General features: G+C 46.2%; 18 protein-coding genes and 3 pseudogenes. 12 read left to right on the forward strand and 9 right to left on the reverse strand.

Annotated elements, in window-relative coordinates; translation table 11 throughout:
• Positions 1-92 precede the first annotated feature (92 nt).
• From A372_RS33360 to A372_RS0105970, 3 genes are read right to left on the reverse strand one after another with little or no spacing between them, the layout of a single operon-like run.
• On the reverse strand, positions 93-221 hold the full coding sequence (locus A372_RS33360; protein WP_019419916.1) for a transposase: 129 nt from the start codon (positions 219-221) through the stop codon (positions 93-95).
• A 36-nt stretch (positions 222-257) separates the two neighbouring features.
• Positions 258-1,187, reverse strand: coding sequence for a DMT family transporter (locus A372_RS0105965; RefSeq protein WP_019419917.1), 930 nt, complete (start codon positions 1,185-1,187; stop codon positions 258-260).
• Positions 1,187-2,041 carry an AraC family ligand binding domain-containing protein gene (locus A372_RS0105970; protein ID WP_019419918.1) on the reverse strand — a complete coding sequence of 285 codons (855 nt, stop codon included), beginning with the start codon at positions 2,039-2,041 and terminating at the stop codon, positions 1,187-1,189. The genes A372_RS0105965 and A372_RS0105970 overlap by 1 nt, the downstream gene beginning before the upstream one ends.
• Before the next feature lie 554 nt (positions 2,042-2,595).
• Here A372_RS0105970 and A372_RS0105975 point away from each other — a divergent pair.
• From A372_RS0105975 to A372_RS38460, 3 genes and pseudogenes are all read left to right on the forward strand, one after another.
• Positions 2,596-2,997, forward strand: coding sequence for an iron chaperone (locus A372_RS0105975; RefSeq protein WP_019419919.1), 402 nt, complete (start codon positions 2,596-2,598; stop codon positions 2,995-2,997).
• Positions 2,994-3,520, forward strand: a pseudogene (locus A372_RS33365) (DinB family protein). The gene A372_RS0105975 and the pseudogene A372_RS33365 overlap by 4 nt, the downstream one beginning before the upstream one ends.
• Positions 3,521-3,562: 42 nt before the next feature.
• A pseudogene (locus A372_RS38460) lies at positions 3,563-3,779 on the forward strand (class I SAM-dependent methyltransferase); the annotation flags it as partial.
• Between the two features lie 248 nt (positions 3,780-4,027).
• Here the strand turns inward: A372_RS38460 and A372_RS0105990 are convergent.
• A complete protein-coding gene (locus A372_RS0105990) occupies positions 4,028-4,255 on the reverse strand; it encodes a hypothetical protein (RefSeq protein ID WP_019419920.1) in 228 nt (75 codons plus the stop codon).
• Positions 4,256-4,381: 126 nt separating this feature from the next.
• On the opposite strand from A372_RS0105990, the gene A372_RS0105995 reads away from it, so the two are divergent.
• The 3 genes and pseudogenes from A372_RS0105995 to A372_RS33370 form a co-directional block, all read left to right on the forward strand.
• Complete coding sequence (locus tag A372_RS0105995; RefSeq protein ID WP_019419921.1) at positions 4,382-4,576, forward strand: hypothetical protein; 195 nt, start codon at positions 4,382-4,384, stop codon at positions 4,574-4,576.
• 153 nt (positions 4,577-4,729) lie between these two features.
• On the forward strand, positions 4,730-5,026 hold the full coding sequence (locus A372_RS0106000; RefSeq protein WP_019419922.1) for a hypothetical protein: 297 nt from the start codon (positions 4,730-4,732) through the stop codon (positions 5,024-5,026).
• A pseudogene (locus tag A372_RS33370) lies at positions 4,990-5,280 on the forward strand (SDR family oxidoreductase); the annotation flags it as partial. The gene A372_RS0106000 and the pseudogene A372_RS33370, both read left to right, overlap by 37 nt.
• 853 nt (positions 5,281-6,133) lie before the next feature.
• Here A372_RS33370 and A372_RS0106010 read toward each other — a convergent pair.
• The 5 genes from A372_RS0106010 to A372_RS0106030 form a co-directional block, all read right to left on the reverse strand.
• Complete coding sequence (locus tag A372_RS0106010; protein ID WP_019419924.1) at positions 6,134-6,907, reverse strand: DeoR/GlpR family DNA-binding transcription regulator; 774 nt, start codon at positions 6,905-6,907, stop codon at positions 6,134-6,136.
• Positions 6,891-7,907, reverse strand: coding sequence for an ABC transporter ATP-binding protein (locus A372_RS0106015; protein WP_019419925.1), 1,017 nt, complete (start codon positions 7,905-7,907; stop codon positions 6,891-6,893). The genes A372_RS0106010 and A372_RS0106015 overlap by 17 nt, the downstream gene beginning before the upstream one ends.
• Positions 7,907-8,764, reverse strand: a complete 858-nt coding sequence (locus A372_RS0106020) for an ABC transporter permease (RefSeq protein ID WP_019419926.1) — start codon at positions 8,762-8,764, stop codon at positions 7,907-7,909. Before A372_RS0106020 ends, A372_RS0106015 begins: the two co-directional genes overlap by 1 nt.
• On the reverse strand, positions 8,761-9,606 hold the full coding sequence (locus tag A372_RS0106025) for an ABC transporter permease (RefSeq protein WP_019419927.1): 846 nt from the start codon (positions 9,604-9,606) through the stop codon (positions 8,761-8,763). The genes A372_RS0106020 and A372_RS0106025 overlap by 4 nt, the downstream gene beginning before the upstream one ends.
• A gap of 96 nt (positions 9,607-9,702) precedes the next feature.
• Positions 9,703-10,797: an ABC transporter substrate-binding protein gene (locus tag A372_RS0106030; RefSeq protein WP_019419928.1), complete on the reverse strand. Its 1,095-nt coding sequence runs from the start codon at positions 10,795-10,797 to the stop codon at positions 9,703-9,705.
• Positions 10,798-11,040: 243 nt separating this feature from the next.
• Between A372_RS0106030 and A372_RS0106035 the strand changes: the two genes are divergently transcribed.
• From A372_RS0106035 to A372_RS33375, 6 genes are all read left to right on the forward strand, one after another.
• Positions 11,041-11,763 (forward strand): response regulator transcription factor, encoded by a 723-nt coding sequence (locus tag A372_RS0106035; RefSeq protein ID WP_019419929.1) that lies wholly within the window; start codon positions 11,041-11,043, stop codon positions 11,761-11,763.
• On the forward strand, positions 11,753-12,769 hold the full coding sequence (locus A372_RS0106040) for a sensor histidine kinase (protein WP_019419930.1): 1,017 nt from the start codon (positions 11,753-11,755) through the stop codon (positions 12,767-12,769). The genes A372_RS0106035 and A372_RS0106040 overlap by 11 nt, the downstream gene beginning before the upstream one ends.
• 137 nt (positions 12,770-12,906) lie before the next feature.
• Complete coding sequence (locus A372_RS0106045) at positions 12,907-13,827, forward strand: ABC transporter ATP-binding protein (protein ID WP_019419931.1); 921 nt, start codon at positions 12,907-12,909, stop codon at positions 13,825-13,827.
• Positions 13,820-14,554, forward strand: coding sequence for an ABC transporter permease (locus tag A372_RS0106050; RefSeq protein ID WP_019419932.1), 735 nt, complete (start codon positions 13,820-13,822; stop codon positions 14,552-14,554). Before A372_RS0106045 ends, A372_RS0106050 begins: the two co-directional genes overlap by 8 nt.
• A gap of 55 nt (positions 14,555-14,609) precedes the next feature.
• Positions 14,610-15,209, forward strand: coding sequence for an undecaprenyl-diphosphatase (locus tag A372_RS0106055; RefSeq protein WP_019419933.1), 600 nt, complete (start codon positions 14,610-14,612; stop codon positions 15,207-15,209).
• 264 nt (positions 15,210-15,473) lie between these two features.
• Positions 15,474-16,910, forward strand: coding sequence for a spore germination protein (locus tag A372_RS33375; RefSeq protein WP_019419934.1), 1,437 nt, complete (start codon positions 15,474-15,476; stop codon positions 16,908-16,910).
• The last annotated feature ends 7 nt before the right edge of the window (positions 16,911-16,917 follow it).

The following is a 16,917-nucleotide window of genomic DNA, read 5'->3' on the forward strand; positions in this document are numbered from 1 at the left end:
TTATCTAGAACTTGGTTAACCTTACGGAACCGCCGTAGATGGATCAGCTTGTAGGTGTGTAAGAGGCTTGGCCCCCTAACTCGATTGATTTTTTATCGGCTAATCATCACTGGACTCCGTTCATATTTCGCTGCAATCTCGTTCACGGTCTGCTCTTCCTGCAAGACCTCCAGCACTACTTTCGTTTTAAACTCTGGGGTATATCGGTTCCGTTTTTCCATGGCATTATTATAACTTATTTATCACGCTCCCGTGTCTCAACCTATGGGAGCATTATAATCTACCTCTTTGAACTTTGTTTTTTTCTTATGTTTTTTCTCTGAAAGAAACAGACCCGCCAGCGTTAGGAGTGTACCAAGCAGAGCTGCTCCTGTAATAGTTTCATGCAAGAACAAATATGAGGCTGCAATGGTGATGACCGGTACCAAATAAATATAGGCGCTTGTTTTGATCGCCCCCAAGACGCCCACACACCAGTTCCATGTAACAAAGCACAATGCCGAGGCTCCCAACCCAAGAAATAAAATATTCAGCAGATTGACAGGCTCCGCAAACCGCTCAAGACCCAAATGAGAATCTGACAGTAGCAGTGGCGGGAGCATGAAAAGCAGACCATAGAAAAATACCCGCCGGGTACAGCCGATGTTATGATAACCAAGCCCGCTGATCTTGCGCATCAGAATGGAATACATCGCCCAAAATATGCAGGCCAGAACAGCGAGAATATCCCCTTTGGGATTGAGTCTCAAAATATAGCTTCCGTTAAAGGCAATCAATACAATTCCCAGCATGGCTACCGCAAAGCCCGCAAAGAACAGCGGCTGCAGGGATTCACCCTTCAAAAAGAAATGAGCCATTACCGCCGTGAAAAATGGTGCGACGGAAGCGATAATCCCCACATTGGAGGCGAGTGTATAGGTAAGGGCGATGTTTTCCAGTAAAAAATACATGGTCACGCCGCAAAATCCCGCCGCGGCAAAAAGCAATTCTTCCCGTATGTTCTTTGATTTCACAAAGCGCGGATATACCGCCAGCAAAGCGGCATAACCGATGGTAAAGCGGAAGAACAAAATCTCAAAGGGAGAAAAATCCACCAAAAGGACTTTGGTGGAGATGAAGGTTGTCCCCCAAATCAAAATGGTTAAAAGCGCTGCCAGATGCCCGGGAGCGCTGGAATGGAACTTCATCATAATTCCTTCCTTTCAGCCTGGTGCTGTATAGAAGATTCACTTTGAAATATCCGCATATACTGCTTCGGAGTTAGGCCGATAAATTTCTTGAAGAAGTTGGAAAAATGGCTCTGATCGCTGAAGCCTGTCTGGAATGCGGCTTCAACCGGGGGAACCCCCTGCTCCAACAGCTTTTTCGCATTGCCGATTCGGATCGTTTCCAAGTAGCTGTAGGGGGAAATCCCTTTCTGCCGGGTAAAGGAGCGTAAGAAATGGTATTTGCTCATATTTTCCAGCCTGCTTAGTTCATCCAGCGTAATAGCCTTTGCAAAGTTTGCTTCCAGATAATCGCACACAGGCTTAAATTCAGAAGTAGGCTCCTGAGCAAGAGGATCTGTAATGCTATCTGCATACTCCTGTATGAGCTGACTGATCAAAAACAGGTACAGCTCTTCCTTGATAAAATCAGTTTCTCCCTCGCAAATCATGTGGTGCAGCTCCCGCAAGGAACTGGCAAGCTCACTGCGGTAAAGAACCGCTTGTGAAAAATTCGGAAAGAATTCCCGCCCGGTTATCTCAAGCGCCGTTTTCTTCATCATCTCCGGTTGAATGTTGATGCACCGGTAGTCCAGCGTTTTGCCGTCTATCTGTTCACAGGAGTGAACATCCCTCGGGTTAAAGATGATGATGTCACCGGGATTGATGAAATATTCCTGATTTTTGCACAGCAGATACCGCTGTCCAGCTTCGATAAATCCAATCACATAATAATCGTGAAAATGGTTGGGGAATTTTTGCATGATTCCCTCGAACCAGTATGCCTCTATCTGCAAATCTGCGTCATAACTGACGGTTCTTTTTTCGTTTGGCACTTAACATTCCTCCTTCTATTGGTATGATTGTAAGGATGCCATAAGGAGAAATAAAATGATTGGATGATATTGCTCAATCAAAGTAAATCCGTAAAATTATTATTATTATATTGAGAAGTATCTCTTAGGCTGTTGAATTAGGTCAACCAGAGATTTCTGGTTGACCTATTCTTTAGGTGTATTAAAATGGAAGTATCCGGGAGAACAGCCGTCGTTCTGGTCTTCTTTTCTGTTCCTATTTTGTGGATAGGGAGTGTGGGAGAAGGGGGATAGTGGACCCTAACGAGCCTGATTCACGATTTGTTGAAAAGACGCTTCAAAGGCGGAGATGATGAGCTATAATGCGACTATACCCTAAGACAAGCCTGACCGGGAAACGTTGCATGCGCTGGTGCGACGCAGCAATGTTCACGAAGGCGGAAGGGACGCAGTGTGGCGCTCTTCCTTTATTGAGGTACCGATTATTTATATTAAAACAGTAATATACAGGGTTTATTAAAAATATAAGGATAATATACCAAGACTACTAAATAAGGTTTATGAAAGGAGAAATCATGGAAGGAAAAAAAATCACGTATGAGTCCATCGATGATTATATTTCACAATTTCCTCCTGAGGTTCAGGCAATACTTAAAACATTAAGAAAAGTTATTAAAGAGTCGGCACCAGACGCAAAGGAAAAGATAAGCTATCAAATGCCTACTTTTGTGCTGCATGGAAATCTGGTGCATTTTGCCGCTTATAAAAATCATATTGGATTTTATCCAACCCCCAGCGGGATTCATGCATTTAAAGATAAATTAGCTGAATATAAAACGGCAAAAGGGTCCGTACAATTTCCTATAGACAAGCCGCTGCCTTATGAATTAATAAACAAAATCGTTCAATTTAGAGTTGCTGAGAATATAGAAAAAGCTGAAGGGAAATTAAAAAAGAAGAAAGGAGCAGTTATATGAATTTTAATATGAAAGAAGCTATTGAGGTTCTGGAGCGTACACCACAAACATTGGAGTATTTTTTATCTGGTGTATCTAATGGATGGTTGCAATGCAATGAAGGAGAAGGAACCTGGAACGTCTCTGAAGTGATTGAGCACCTCATAGAGGGAGAGAAAAATAATTGGATACCAAGGTTAGAATTTATTCTTCAGGAAGGCGAAAGTAAACCATTTCCCCCATTTGATCGTTATTCTCACTTAAATGAAAGGTCTGAAAGATCGATTGAACAAAAGTTGCTTGAATTCAAAACGATTCGAACACTGAATACAACCAAACTTATGGATCTTATTGAACCTGAATTGCATCTTGAATTGACTGGCTCACACCCTGCGTTCGGTGTAGTGAAGTTAAGAGAATTGCTTCTACGTGGGTTGTTCATGATTTAACGCACATTGCTCAAATCGTACGGGTAATGGCTGAGAGATACAGGGCGGACGTTGGGCCTTGGAAAGAATATTTAGGCATACTGAAAAAGAAATAATGACATGAAAAAAGGTCAGATCCCGCATGCGGGATTTATGATTATTACGGACCGTACCCATTTGCCATCTTGGCAATTCAAAATAAAAAAACCATCAATCTTCTTGGTTCAAACGGCAGCAAGGCGGTCGCCCTTGCCTTGCTGGGAGCGGATGGTCTCTATTGTAGATTTCTCGTCGGACAACGAGCGTTGTGCGAACGAGCTGGCTGCGGAAGCGGGCGTCAGCATTCAATATATATTGTCCGACGTGCTTCAGATGCCTGCCGCAAGGTACAGCTGCGGAACAGGACTGGGCGAAATCGTGACCTCGATTGCGGCCAAAGGACTTTATGTGAAGTCGTTGGAAGAACTGCCGAATCTCTCATCCGACGTATTCGACAAAGGCATACCGAAATCATATATCATCGTGGCGGATAAGCTGTAGCGCTGAAAGCGCATAGGCGCCCGTCGCGCTGAATCCCTTCAAGGGGACAAGACCGGCCCGGCAAGCTGCCGGGCCTTGTCGTGTTACAGCAAAGCGATAGCAAGCAAGGTGAACAAGCTCAGCGTTATGATTTCGTTGTTGAAGCTAGGGAAGAAGGCGGATGTCTTCACCCCCCCGCCTCTAGCTTCGCGACGCAAGTAGACATTTTCTCTATCTACATTCACTATCGTTCCTGCATATTCTTTGCGGTCTACCGTCAGGATGCGGACTTTTTTGTTCATGCAATACAAGCAATTATAATATGCTTCCATTCGTATTTCCCTCCTTTATCATTACCTTATGATGCGCTTCTTGGTGAGACACGGCGAATATACATCCCCTCCTCGGGGAATTTGTCTTCGCTGGAACATGCTGGATGCGAGGAAGGGAGGAACAACATGGCAAGCCACTCGGAAGGATGCCATGCATGCAATATGGCGGCGGATATGATTAATGTCGTTAAATATAAATGGAATGGTTCTACAACGTTATTGATTCGGGTGCGCAACAAAGTCGGAGATGCATTGAGCATCGGTTTAGTATTATGGTTGACAATCGGTGGTAATATCGAGAGTAAGATCTGCACGAGGTGAAGCAATGGACCACACTCTCTTTACAGTGGAAAAGTTGTTGCAATTACAGCTGTTTCGCAATGCGGAAATAATCAAGAAGTACCGCAGGAAGCCATCCATAAAAGCAATCTATATGGCATTCCTCTGTTCGATATCCCGCTCGAAGTTCCCTTCATGGACATGACGAGAGTCATCATGGACAATATCCTGCATCGTCAAGCCCACATGCTTCAAGAAGCGCACGAAGTGAACCAGCAATTCATGAATTTGGTGTTGAACAGGAGAATGAACGAGCTCGTAATTCTGCTCGGACAGCTTCTTCACTGCGAAGCGGCTGTCTTGAATCAGGAGGGGGAAATTGAGAGCAGTACGGCTGGGTTCTCCCGAACGGAGACGGCGGAAAAGAGAAGCGTGCGTGTAGGAAACCGCATATCTCGTATGCTGCGTGCAATGGAGCGATTGAAAGTCTAGGCAAAGCTCTAGCCGTGGAATTAGCTCCCGTGCGCGTTAACGTGACTTCGCCAGGCACGATCAAAACTTCCTTCCAATGGGAGGGCGTTCCGGAAGAAAAGCGAACTGAAGCTTATGAGGCATACAACAAAATGTGTCTGCTCGAACGAGTAGGCGAGGCGGATGAGGTTGCGCACTCAGTCATCTATTTGATGACTAACCGGTATACGACGGGAAGCTCGCTCTTCCCCGATGGCGGCTATATTATGAGATAGGAGCTAACAACTCAATTATCCAGTAGTACGCAGAATAAGGCTCCATTGGCAGGAGACTTATTAACTTTTGCAGTATATCTAAGGGTAAGCGTTACCAGCGCCAAAAACACCGTTGGTGGAAGTTAATTTAACATGTTCTCCTTTAATGTCGTCTGAGAACCAACCTTTTATAAAAACCGGATATGAAGTAGTTTCCATTTACCGTCTTCTTCTATTACCTCAAATACTTTGTTTCTTTTTCTATAAGTATTGTTAATAGCCAGAGAGCCATAGAACCAAGAACAGGATAGCAGGCTTCTGTTCCATGCTCCTTAGATCCATTCTCCCCTTTGATCAGAAATGATAACGTCGAGGATAAGGCAATTAGCGTATTGTCTAGACACCGTGCCATAGAGCGCGCCTGTACATGACGGCAATTCACCTTGCATCATCCAGCAACGTCATTAGGGTGCAGCGCCTCTCTGACGTAAAGGGAGAGTGGGGCAAAGGAATGTATAAGGAGATCCACGTTTGGCTGAAAGCGCACCATATCACTGTTGGGGCGTATTCTAAATGGAAACATTATCGGCACTTCACTTATATCATCCTGATGCGCTACAGGATATTAGCCCTTCCATCATCAAGGAAAAGTTCAATTTCTGCGAAACGCTAAAGCTAAAACGATATTACAAACATTACTTAAGTGATAAACCTGCCTCTATACGCGGTCGCTCACCTACCGAGGCCTCAATAAAGGTATTCTGATGGAAGGGGAGAGTGGAGCAAAGGAGCGGACAAGGCGGAGCAGCTTGTTACGTTACTGCACTGCTGTTGCGACATTTCATAAAAGCACCCCATTTGACGATAATGGCCGCTATGCTGTAATCCACCCGACATTCACACCAGACCGTGCCCAATCCTCCGGCATCGGCGCATTGCAGATAACGGCGGTGACTTTGTCCAGTTCGCAGATGCGGAAAAATTGCGTTTCCCCGAGCTTCGATCGGTCTCCTAGCACATACGCTTGGTCCGATTGTTGAATCATTATGTTCGAGCATATCGATTCTTCCATGTCGTAATCGCTAATACCAGACGGCGTCATCCCGCCGCAGGAGATGAACGCTTTATCGAAGTGGAATCGCGTAAGCAATTCGCACGTCAAAGCGCCCGCTATTGATTTCTGTTCCGGATGTGTCACGCCTCCCAGCATAATCACTTTACCATCGAACCATTTGGCTTCCAGCCGTTCATTGAGCAGTTCTGCTGCAGGAATTGAATTCGTGACAATCGTTACACGAACGACGCCGCGGATTGCCCGGGCGAGCTCGACGGTCGTCGTGCCGACATCGATGACGATGGTATCGCCGTCTTGAATGAGCGTGGCGGCAGCTTCCCCGATCGCTGTCTTCGCCGTGTGTTCTATGGTGCTCTTCTTTTCGAAGCGGGGCTCCATCTTTACATGTGAATAGGCAACGGCACCGCCGTACACCCGCTTCAGCATTTGCTTCGCTTCCAACTCGTCCAAGTCACGGCGGATCGTCTCCTGCGTGACAGTTAACGCAGTGGCGAGGGACGCCACCTGAATTTTCCCATATCGTTGCAGCTGTTCTAAAATATGCTGTCTACGTTCATCAGGCAGTAGCATCATGAAGCGGAATCACGTCCTTCGGATGTAAATAGACGGTGGTAGAATCGCCGACGTTGGCCCAATCCGAAGCCCGGTGAATTTGGTCGACGACGACGTGTTGGCCCTGCACGTTCAATTCCATGCGCGTAATGTTGCCGAGCATCGTCACGCTGCTGACCGTGCCTGTGACGGCTAATCCGCCTTCAAGCGGCTGCGCGCAGAACATTTCCGGACGAATCGCATATAACTTGCTGCCTGTATGCTCTACCTGCGGCACGATGCGGCCGAGCGCTTCGGCGCTCCATACGTTATAGCTCCCGATGAAGCGTGCAACGAACTCGTTGCGAGGCTGCGTATATATGTCATGCGGAGCGCCATGTTGGGCGATATGTCCGGCATTCATAATGTAAATATGATCGCTTACCGCCATCGCTTCCTCTTGATCGTGCGTCACGAGCACGGTCGTCATATTCAATTCCCGCTGAATGGAGCGCAGCTGTTGCTGCAGGTTTTTGCGAATTTGCGCATCTAAGGCGCTGAGCGGTTCGTCAAGCAGCAGCACCTTCGGCTTCGTCACAAGCGAGCGGGCGAGCGCGACACGCTGTTGTTGGCCGCCTGACAGTTCGCGCGGAAATGCTCTTTCTTTGCCTTGCAGACCGGTGAGCTCGATCATCTCGCCGACTGCACGGCGGATGTCATCACGCGGTATCTTTTTCATTTCCAACCCGAAAGCGATATTATCGGTTACCGTCAAGTTCTGGAACAGCGCGTACGATTGAAATACCATGCCGATTTCCCGGTCCTTCGGCTCAATCGGGGTGACATCCTTGTCGTCGATATGAATGGTGCCGCTGTCGAGTGCCGTCAAGCCGGATAAGATTCGGAGCAGCGTACTTTTGCCGCAACCGCTGGGGCCGAGCAGGGTGACCAATTCCCCTTTTTTTATTTGCATATCGATGTTGTCGAGCACCTTCTGTTCTTGGAACGCCTTGCTTACTTGATTCATCTGCACGTAGCTCATTATGAAGCCTCCTTGCTCATCATCGCTTTAGTTGTAGGGATAGCAGCTTCAGCCACCGCAGCGCTTGGTTCCTTGTTCGGCTTGGATGTGCGTCCTGTCAGCTTCACAATCCATGCGCTGAGAATGGCCATGAGGATGAAGTATGTTACGGTAATGGCGCTTGCGATATGTCCGCTCGTATTCAATTTGGCGTATAAGTACAGCTGCATCGTTTCGAAGCGGCCGCCGACAAGAATGTTGATGAGCACGAACTCGCCGAACAAGATGGAGAAGGAGAGCAGCGCCGACACGAGAATCCCTGGCATAATATTCGGAACGATAACGCGAATGAAAGCTTTCATGCGGCTCGCGCCGAGCAGTTCGGCAGCTTCCATCAGCGAGCCTGCCTGTACGGCACGCAAGCTGTTGCGTGTACCTTGGTACATGAACGGAAGCATGCCGATGACATATGCGCCGAGGACGATGATAATCATCGAGAAGCCTTTGCCTGAGTAGGCCCGAATCAATCCGACCGCCATAATGACGCCTGGCACGGCGTAGGTGAGCATGACAAGCGTTTGCACCCAGCGCTCCAGCTTCGGAGCATACAGCAAAATGGCGAATGTAGCCGGAACGATGACGACAACGGCGGCAATTGTAGCCGCACTGCTTAGCAGCAGCGAACGTCCGAACGCCTGAATGAATCGTGTATCGCGGAACAGCTCGCCGAACCACTGCAGCGTCAGGCCTTCTGGCAATATCGTCTTGTTCCACGACGTGGCTAGCGAGTAGAGCAGGGTGGCGATAACGGGAATGAACAAGTAGATGAGCACTGCAGCAAAAGCAACCATCGGCAGCGAACGAGTCAATCGTGTCATAGCAGATCCCTCCGAACTTTACGCGTCAGCCATTCATTGACGAGCATGGCGGCCAGCAGCGTTAAGCCAAGCAGCACGCCTAAGGCGCTGCCCAACTCTGGACGAGCGAATATATCACCCGATACGAGCGCGCCGATGCGCACCGGTACGAGATTGTAGTTGCTGCCCGTCAACGCGTAAGCAGAAGCGTAGGCGCCCATCGCATTGGCGAACAAGATACTGAACGTGCCTGCGATCCCTGGCAGCAATATCGGCAGTCCGATGCGTCTCCAGAATTGAAAAGGGGATGCGCCGAGCAGCGACGCGGCTTCTTTCCAATTGTCCTGGATAGCGTAGTACATCGGGTACAGCAGCATAATTGCGAGCGGAAGCTGGAAGTACACGTAAATAACGGTCAGCCCCGCCCACGAATACAAATCGAACGCCGCCGACATATCAATGCCGAATTGACGGAACAGCAAGGTGAACAAGCCGCTGTTGCCGAGCAGCACGATGAAGGCGAATGCTAGCGGAATGCCTGCGAAGTTCGAGGTCAAGTTCGTAATGACGAGCACGCGTTCCTGAATGTGCTTCGGGAAGCGGGTAATGGCGTACGTCGCGAACACCGCAGCTGCAATGCCAATTAAGCTCGACAATAAGGAAATGAGAATGCTGTTCTCGAATGCTTTCAAGTAATATGGATTCGTGAATATTTCTGTATATTGCGTCAACGTGAACGCGCCGCCGCCGTCTGGCTGGAAGCTTCCCGAGATCATCGTGAAGAGCGGAACGAACATGAATAACGCCACAAAAATGAATAACGGGATCACCGTGATGTACAGCATGCTGTTAAACCGTTTCATATACGTACTCCTTTCGGCTGTCGTCTGTCATGTGAACAAAAAGCGTCCCCTTACGGAGACGCCGATGTTTGCTCCAACATGATAAAGATAAGCTTCTTATTGGACATGGATGAGCACCTGTTCTTGCCACAGCTGTGGAAGTTTTTTCGCCGTTTCTTCCCATGCTTTTAAATCTTTGACCGGCTTCGCATTTTTGTACATATCATCCGGAAGCAGCATTGCCTTGGCGTCGTCAGCCAGCTTCGCGTTCGCGCGGATTGGACGCGCATACCCGCGTGCCAAGTTCGATTGACCTTCATCGGACAAAATATGTTCGCGTGCCAGCATCGCAGCGTGTGGATGCTTCGCATATTTGTTGATGACGGTTGCGTAACCGCTAATGACCGAAGCTTCTTCCGGGATTACGACGTCGAAGCGGTTCTTGCCGATTTTGTCACGGTAGCCGAGCGCATTGAAATCCCAGAGGAAGCCGACTTCCACTTCACCCTTCTCCAGGTTCGCCAATCCGGCATCATTGGAAGCAAGGCGCTTGTTCTTCGCCAGTTCTGCGAAGAAATCAATGCCCGGTTGAATGTTCGTTTCGTCACCGCCGAAAGCATAAGCGGCAGCCAAGACGGCGAATTGCGCTTGGTTCGCCTTCATGACGTCGCCGACAGTGACTTTAAAGGTGCCGGTTTTAATGTCATCCCACGTTTTCGGCGGGTTCTTCACTTTGTTCTTATCTGTAATGATGGACAGTGTGCCGGTATAGCCGAGCAGCCAGTGGCCTTCATTGTCTTTGGCCCAATTCGGAATGTCATTCCAGTACGAGGTTTTGTACGGGAGTGTCAGTCCTTTTTGCTGTGCCAGCGGACCGAACGCAATGCCGACGTCTCCGATATCTGCGGTTGCATCATCTTGTTCCGATTCGAACTTCGCAAGCTCTTCGGCACTGGACATGTCTGTATCTGTATGTTTCAAGCCATATTTCGTTCCTAAATCGTTCCACGTTTGCACCCAGTTGGCCCAAGTGTCCGGCATGCCGACCGAATTGACTTCACCTTCTTGTTTTGCCTTTTCAACAATTTGATCCAAGGTCAGGTTGGAAGCATCGACTGCCTGGTTCGCAGCTTGTCCGGAAGAGCAGCCTGCGAGCAATAATGCGGAAGCAAGCACGGCTGCTGTCCATTTCATGAAACGATGAGTACGCATGTTCATGACTCCTTTTTCATTTAGTTTTCACTTTGTTTTTCATCCTTTTACGTGTCTAATCATAGATGAACAAAGTTAAACCAACATCAAGCGGAATATAATTTATTGTAAAGGGGGCGGTTATAGTTTGTGTCCAAATTGTGGGGGGCTTCTATTTCAAGCCGCTCTTCCATGTGCAATTTAGTTCAGGATTAGTTAAACTAAATCTACAAGTTTGCCAATGAATAAGAAGCTGGTGAGAAGATGGAAGATATTCAAGTCCTTATAGCCGATGATGAAAAAGAAATTCGGGAGCTGTTGAAAACGTATTTAGAAAGAGAAATGTACAAGGTCGACATGGCGGTAAATGGAGAGGAAGCCCTTCGTCTATTTGATAACAATAAATATAACTTAATTATATTGGATCTGATGATGCCCAAGATCGATGGCATAGAGGTATGCAGAACACTTCGCAATAAAACCAATGTTCCGATCCTTATGCTCACGGCTAAGGACCAAGAGATTGATAAGATCTTAGGGCTGGGCATCGGGGCGGATGATTATATTACGAAGCCTTTTAGCGTTAATGAATTGGTTGCCAGAATCAAGGCTCATCTGAGGCGGTTTTTAATATTAGGCAGCGAGGGCAGTATAGGCAGTGTTCATGAGGACACGTTAATCCGGTACAAAGGCTTAACGATCGATTCGAAAAAGTATACTGCGACCAGAGCTGGAGAAGAGATTTTATTAACGGCAAAAGAATTTGAACTGCTAAAGTTTTTTGCTTCCCATCCGGAACAAGTATTTACGAAGACCCAAATATTTCGCCAGGTGTGGGACAGCGAATACTTGGAAGATGACAATACCGTGATGGTGCATATCCGCAAGCTCAGAAAAAAAATCGAAGAGGACCCATCCGATCCGAAGTTGATCCAGACCGTGTGGGGAATCGGTTATAAGTTTGTAGGTGAGAAAGATGAAGCATGACAAGAGCATCTCTCTCCTCATTGCGCAATTAGTAATCATGATAGCTCTTGTCATCATGGATTTCATGAATCAGCCCCATGGAATATTTCGTGGGGTTTTATTTACTGCGCTTTTTGTAATAACGGCAATCCTATTATCCATGAGGTTCCAATTCATGACGAAAGTAAAGGGCGCGGTTACAGCATTGAAACGTGCTATTGCTGGAAATGTGAACACCAGACTATTGGCGAATGACGAGCCTTTATTTAATGAGGTTATTTTCTCTATCAATGAGTTGATCGAGCAGTTAGACAAAGTCCAAGTCCAGACGATCAAATCCGAGGCGGCAAGAAAGAGTCTGTTGTCTAATATTTCCCATGATATTCGGACACCCCTCACATCGATTATCGGATATGTGGATGCCCTCAAGGATGATATCGCTGCTTCGAGAGAAGAAAGACAAGAATATGTTGACATCATCTCCAAGAAGGCTAGCGCCTTAAAGGATTTGATTGATGAAATATTCCATTTGGCGAAGCTGGATGCAGATGAAGTTCCATTGCAGCCGGAAGTGCTTGATTTTGCGGAGATTACACGGGAAGCAGTGATTGAATTTTTGCCTGAGTTGACTAAAGTCAATATGGAGCTTAACGCATCCATCCCCGAAGAGAAATGCTTGGTCACGGCAGATCGGCTAAGCTTGCTGCGAATAATAAACAATATCATAAAAAATGCGGTGCAGTATGGAAAAGATGGACGAGTATTGGGCATTGAGCTGACAGAACACACGACAGTGTATCAACTGAGCATATGGGACAAGGGGGCAGGAATTCCGGAAGACGAATTGACCAAGGTATTCGAACGAATGTATCGCACCGAGCGCTCAAGGAATCCTTTGCACGGCGGAAGCGGTCTGGGTCTTGCCATCGCAAAAGCGCTTGTCGAGAAAAACGGAGGGAGAATATGGGCGGAAAGCGATCCGGGAGTGAAAACGTCGTTTAGCTTCACTATCCCTAAACAATTGTAAGAGAATATCCCAATGTCTCCTTATGAACGGGTCATGTTAAGAATTAATTAAGAACTGGTTAAGAGGCATTTAAAATCGCCTGCTTATCATGTAGTTATGAGCCGATGTAAAAGTCATGAAAAAGCAGGAGGTGCAGCATGAGCGCAATTATAAAAACGACCCATTTAACGAAAGCATATGGTACGCAGAAGGCCGTGGACAACCTTCACATGACCGTGGAGCAGGGGCAGATTTACGGCTTTCTTGGACAGAATGGCGCAGGCAAAACGACGACCATTCGCATGTTGCTAGGCTTAATCAAACCGACCCAAGGGCAGATCGAAATATTCGGAGAAAATTTGCTAACCAAGCAAAAAGAGATTTTAAGGAGAGTGGGTTCCATTGTCGAGTTTTCAGGTTTTTATGAAAACCTAACGGCCCGGGAAAATCTGCTCATTAATGCCAAGCTCATGGGCGTCCATAAAAAAAATGCAATCGAAGAAGCTCTAGAAATCGTTGGGCTGCAGAATGAACCTGCCAAGTTAGTCGGCAAATATTCCTTGGGGATGAAGCAGAGACTGGGAATCGCCCGCGCTATTCTTCATCACCCGGAGCTGTTAATACTAGATGAGCCTACTAATGGCTTGGATCCGATCGGCATCAAGGAAATACGCAAACTCATCACATCTCTGGCCGAAGAAAGAAAGATAACGATTCTCATTTCGAGCCATATTTTATCCGAAGTCGAGCAGCTGGCCGATCAGATCGGGATTATTCATCAAGGGAAGCTGCTTGAAGAAATCTCTTTTGCGGAGCTGCGGACAAGGAACCGTAAATTTCTTGAGTTTCAAGTATCCAACGATAACAAAGCAGCAATGCTTCTGGAGCAGCGTTTCGATATTTTTGACTATGAGGTTCATGACGATGGGAAAATCCGCGTGTACTCGCACATTGGCCAGCAAGGCAAGATTAACAAAATGCTCGTGGAGCATGACATCGAAGTATCAAGGATTGCGCTAAGTGAGGACAGATTGGAAGATTACTTCATCAAATTAATAGGAGGCGGGACGATTGGTTAATTTGGTGTATACAGAGCTTCTCAAGCTTAAGCGAGCCAAGATGTTCATGGTCAGTCTTATTGGAGCGGCAGCGGCCCCGTTGATGGTCTTTATCGGATATTTAGATTACAAAGCGAAAAAGCCCGATATGCCTGTTCTATTTAGCGAGGCATTTTCCCAGACCAATTTGTATGTGCTTCTTCTAATTGGAACCCTGCTATATGGAGTCATTACGGCTTATCTGTTTAACCGTGAGTATGTGGAAGACACATTGAAAAATCTGTTAACCATCCCTGTGTCAAAAATTAGCTTCATTGCAAGCAAGCTGGTGCTGCTATTCATTTGGATACTGGTATTAACTTTGGTGGCTTGGGGACTGACTTTCATTTTGGGATTGATAGGACAGTATGAAGGCTTGAATGCTGCCGTATTGTTACAATCACTGAAACAATTTCTCATCGGAGGCAGCCTGCTGTTTCTCTTGTCGACCCCAACTATATTTGTCACCTTTCTGTTCAAAAATTATGTTCCAACCATTATCTTTACGGCTGTTATTACGATGGGCAACGTGGCGCTTGCTAATCGGGAATATAAGGCTTTATATCCGTGGTCAGCCGTACATGTTATCGCGGACAACGGCTTTGTTCCCGAATATCCCCCGTTGTATTCGTATGCGGCGATTATTGCTACCGCTATCATTGGACTTATAGCAACCATTGTTTACTTTAAAAAGGCGGATATCCATTGAAGTTGATATCAGGGTAGTTCAATCACGAATTAGAAATGCGGGAGGAATTTTATAAGTGTCTTTTTCTCAGTATCATATAGATGTCTTTCGAGCGATTAATGATTTAGGCAAGCAGTTTGCTTCCCTTAACCCGGTGGCCGTCTTTGTGGCGGAATATATGCTGTATTTTTTAGTCTTGGGTATGCTTGTATATTGGTTCACCCGCACGGGTAAAAACAGAATGATGGTCATACAAGCTGGGCTTGCCTTTGTTCTTGCTGAAATTCTCGGGAAAATGGCTGGTCAACTCTACACCCATCATCAGCCATTTGCGGAGCTGCCGCACGTCAACAAGCTGATTGAACATGCTATCGATAATTCATTTCCGAGTGACCATACGATTCTGTTTTTTTCAATCTGTGTGTCATTCTGGCTTGTTCGCAAAAAGGAAGGGTGGCTGTGGCTTGGGATTGCATGCTGTGTAGCCGTCTCCCGGATTTGGGTAGGGGTCCATTATCCTGTAGATGTCGCTGCAGGAGCTATGTTAGGCATCGTTTCGGCCTTGTTCATATACTGGTCGGCGCCTAAGCTCGCACTCATCAAGCGATTGCTTGCTCTGTATGAAAAGGCGGAACAGCGCGTCCTGCCTGTGAACAACAAGTCCGATAGCTTTTGATAAGTTCATTTGGGCCTTGGAAAGAAGTGAGCAGGCACAAAAATAGTGGAGGCGATCGCCCAATCTTCGGCGGTACCCTCCATTATTTTTGTTTGACACTAATTGGGGATGATATGTTCGTAAAGTGACTTTGAATGTCTGCTCACGTCTGCTAATGCGTACACCGCTTTGGGCCGCTCTGGACAAAGGAATCAGCATATAATCACATTATTGGGGGAACATATTTTCAATCCATAAATATGATTGAGGAGAGAACGGCCCCAAATGGACAATGATAAGAATAAAACAAAAATATCCTCGATGAATGACAACAATTTGCCTATTGAGAATGACAACCACACGATCGAGAAATACTTGCATCATTCGTTCAAGCATACTCAAGACCTCACCGTTCAGCGAATAGAGGAAAACGGCGCGTCTGTCCTAATTGCTTATCTAGATACAATCGCCGATCATAATAAATTGCAACGGATCGTATTTCAGACCTTTTTAAAAATGCCGCTTAATGAAATAAACACCGGAAACCAAACATGTGTAAATTATAAGGTATTGCGGGAAATGGCTGAGGCGAAGGAAGAGCTCCTTAAGGGCTCTTGTGTCATTAGCATAGAAGGAACGAAACAATTGTACGCTATTAACATTGCCAATGATGTTATGCGTTCAATAGCGGAACCTGAAAATGAAAAAGTGGTGCAAGGCTCTCATGAAGGCTTCGTTGAGACTCTCAGGCAAAATGTATATTTAATCCGTAAAACGCTTAAAAGCGAAGATCTCATCATTCAATATGACAAAGTCGGAGACGAGGTTCAAACTGAAATAGCTTTGGTGTATTTAGAAAAGCATTCAAATAAACGGGTGATTAATGAAATCAAGAGAAGAATCAAATCCAAACCAATAGACTGCGTTGTGAATGTTGGACAGCTGGAAGGACTAATTGAAGACTCCGCACGTTCCCCTTTTCCGCAGATGTTAAATACAGAAAGGGTAGATCGAACGTTAGCTTACCTCAATGAGGGGAAGATCATCATCTTTTTAGAAGGCTGTGCTACTTGCCTTATTGCGCCCGTTCATTTCTCAGCTTTCTTGCAATCGGCTGATGACTACAGCAGTCGATGGAACACCAGGATTTTCATCAGTTCATTGCGATTCATGGGCATTTTTGTAGCTGTATTTTTACCTGCCTTTTATATAGCTGTCATTGCATTTCATTTTGATGTATTGCCTGATGAACTTGTTATGCCCATTAAAAATTCTATAAATGAAATTCCGTTCCCGCCGTTAATTGAGGCCTTTATTATGGAGTTAACTATTGAACTAATTCGCGAAGCAGGTCTGAGATTGCCGCCGCGAATTGGACCGACTGTCAGTATTGTAGGCGGTTTAGTTATCGGAGATGCTATTGTAAGAGCTGGGTTAATCTCGACAACGATGATCATCGTTGTTGCGATTACAGCCATAGCTGCGTTTAGTATACCAACTCATGAAATGAGCGAAGCTGTTCGATTATTGCGTTTTCCGTTTATGCTTCTGGCTGCGTGTCTTGGGCTTGTTGGAATGGCATTTGGTGTAATTGTGGTATTAGGTCACTTATGTAAGCTGGAGTCTTTCGGCTCCCCTTATTTTACGCCATTTACTTTAAAGGATTTTAAAGACAAGATTATAGGGAAATATATAAAGAAGCTAATAAAAACGAATACGTAACGGTAAT

Origin of the sequence: Paenibacillus sp. OSY-SE, from assembly GCF_000283315.1 — a bacterium.
Lineage (GTDB): Bacteria > Bacillota > Bacilli > Paenibacillales > Paenibacillaceae > Paenibacillus_B > Paenibacillus_B profundus.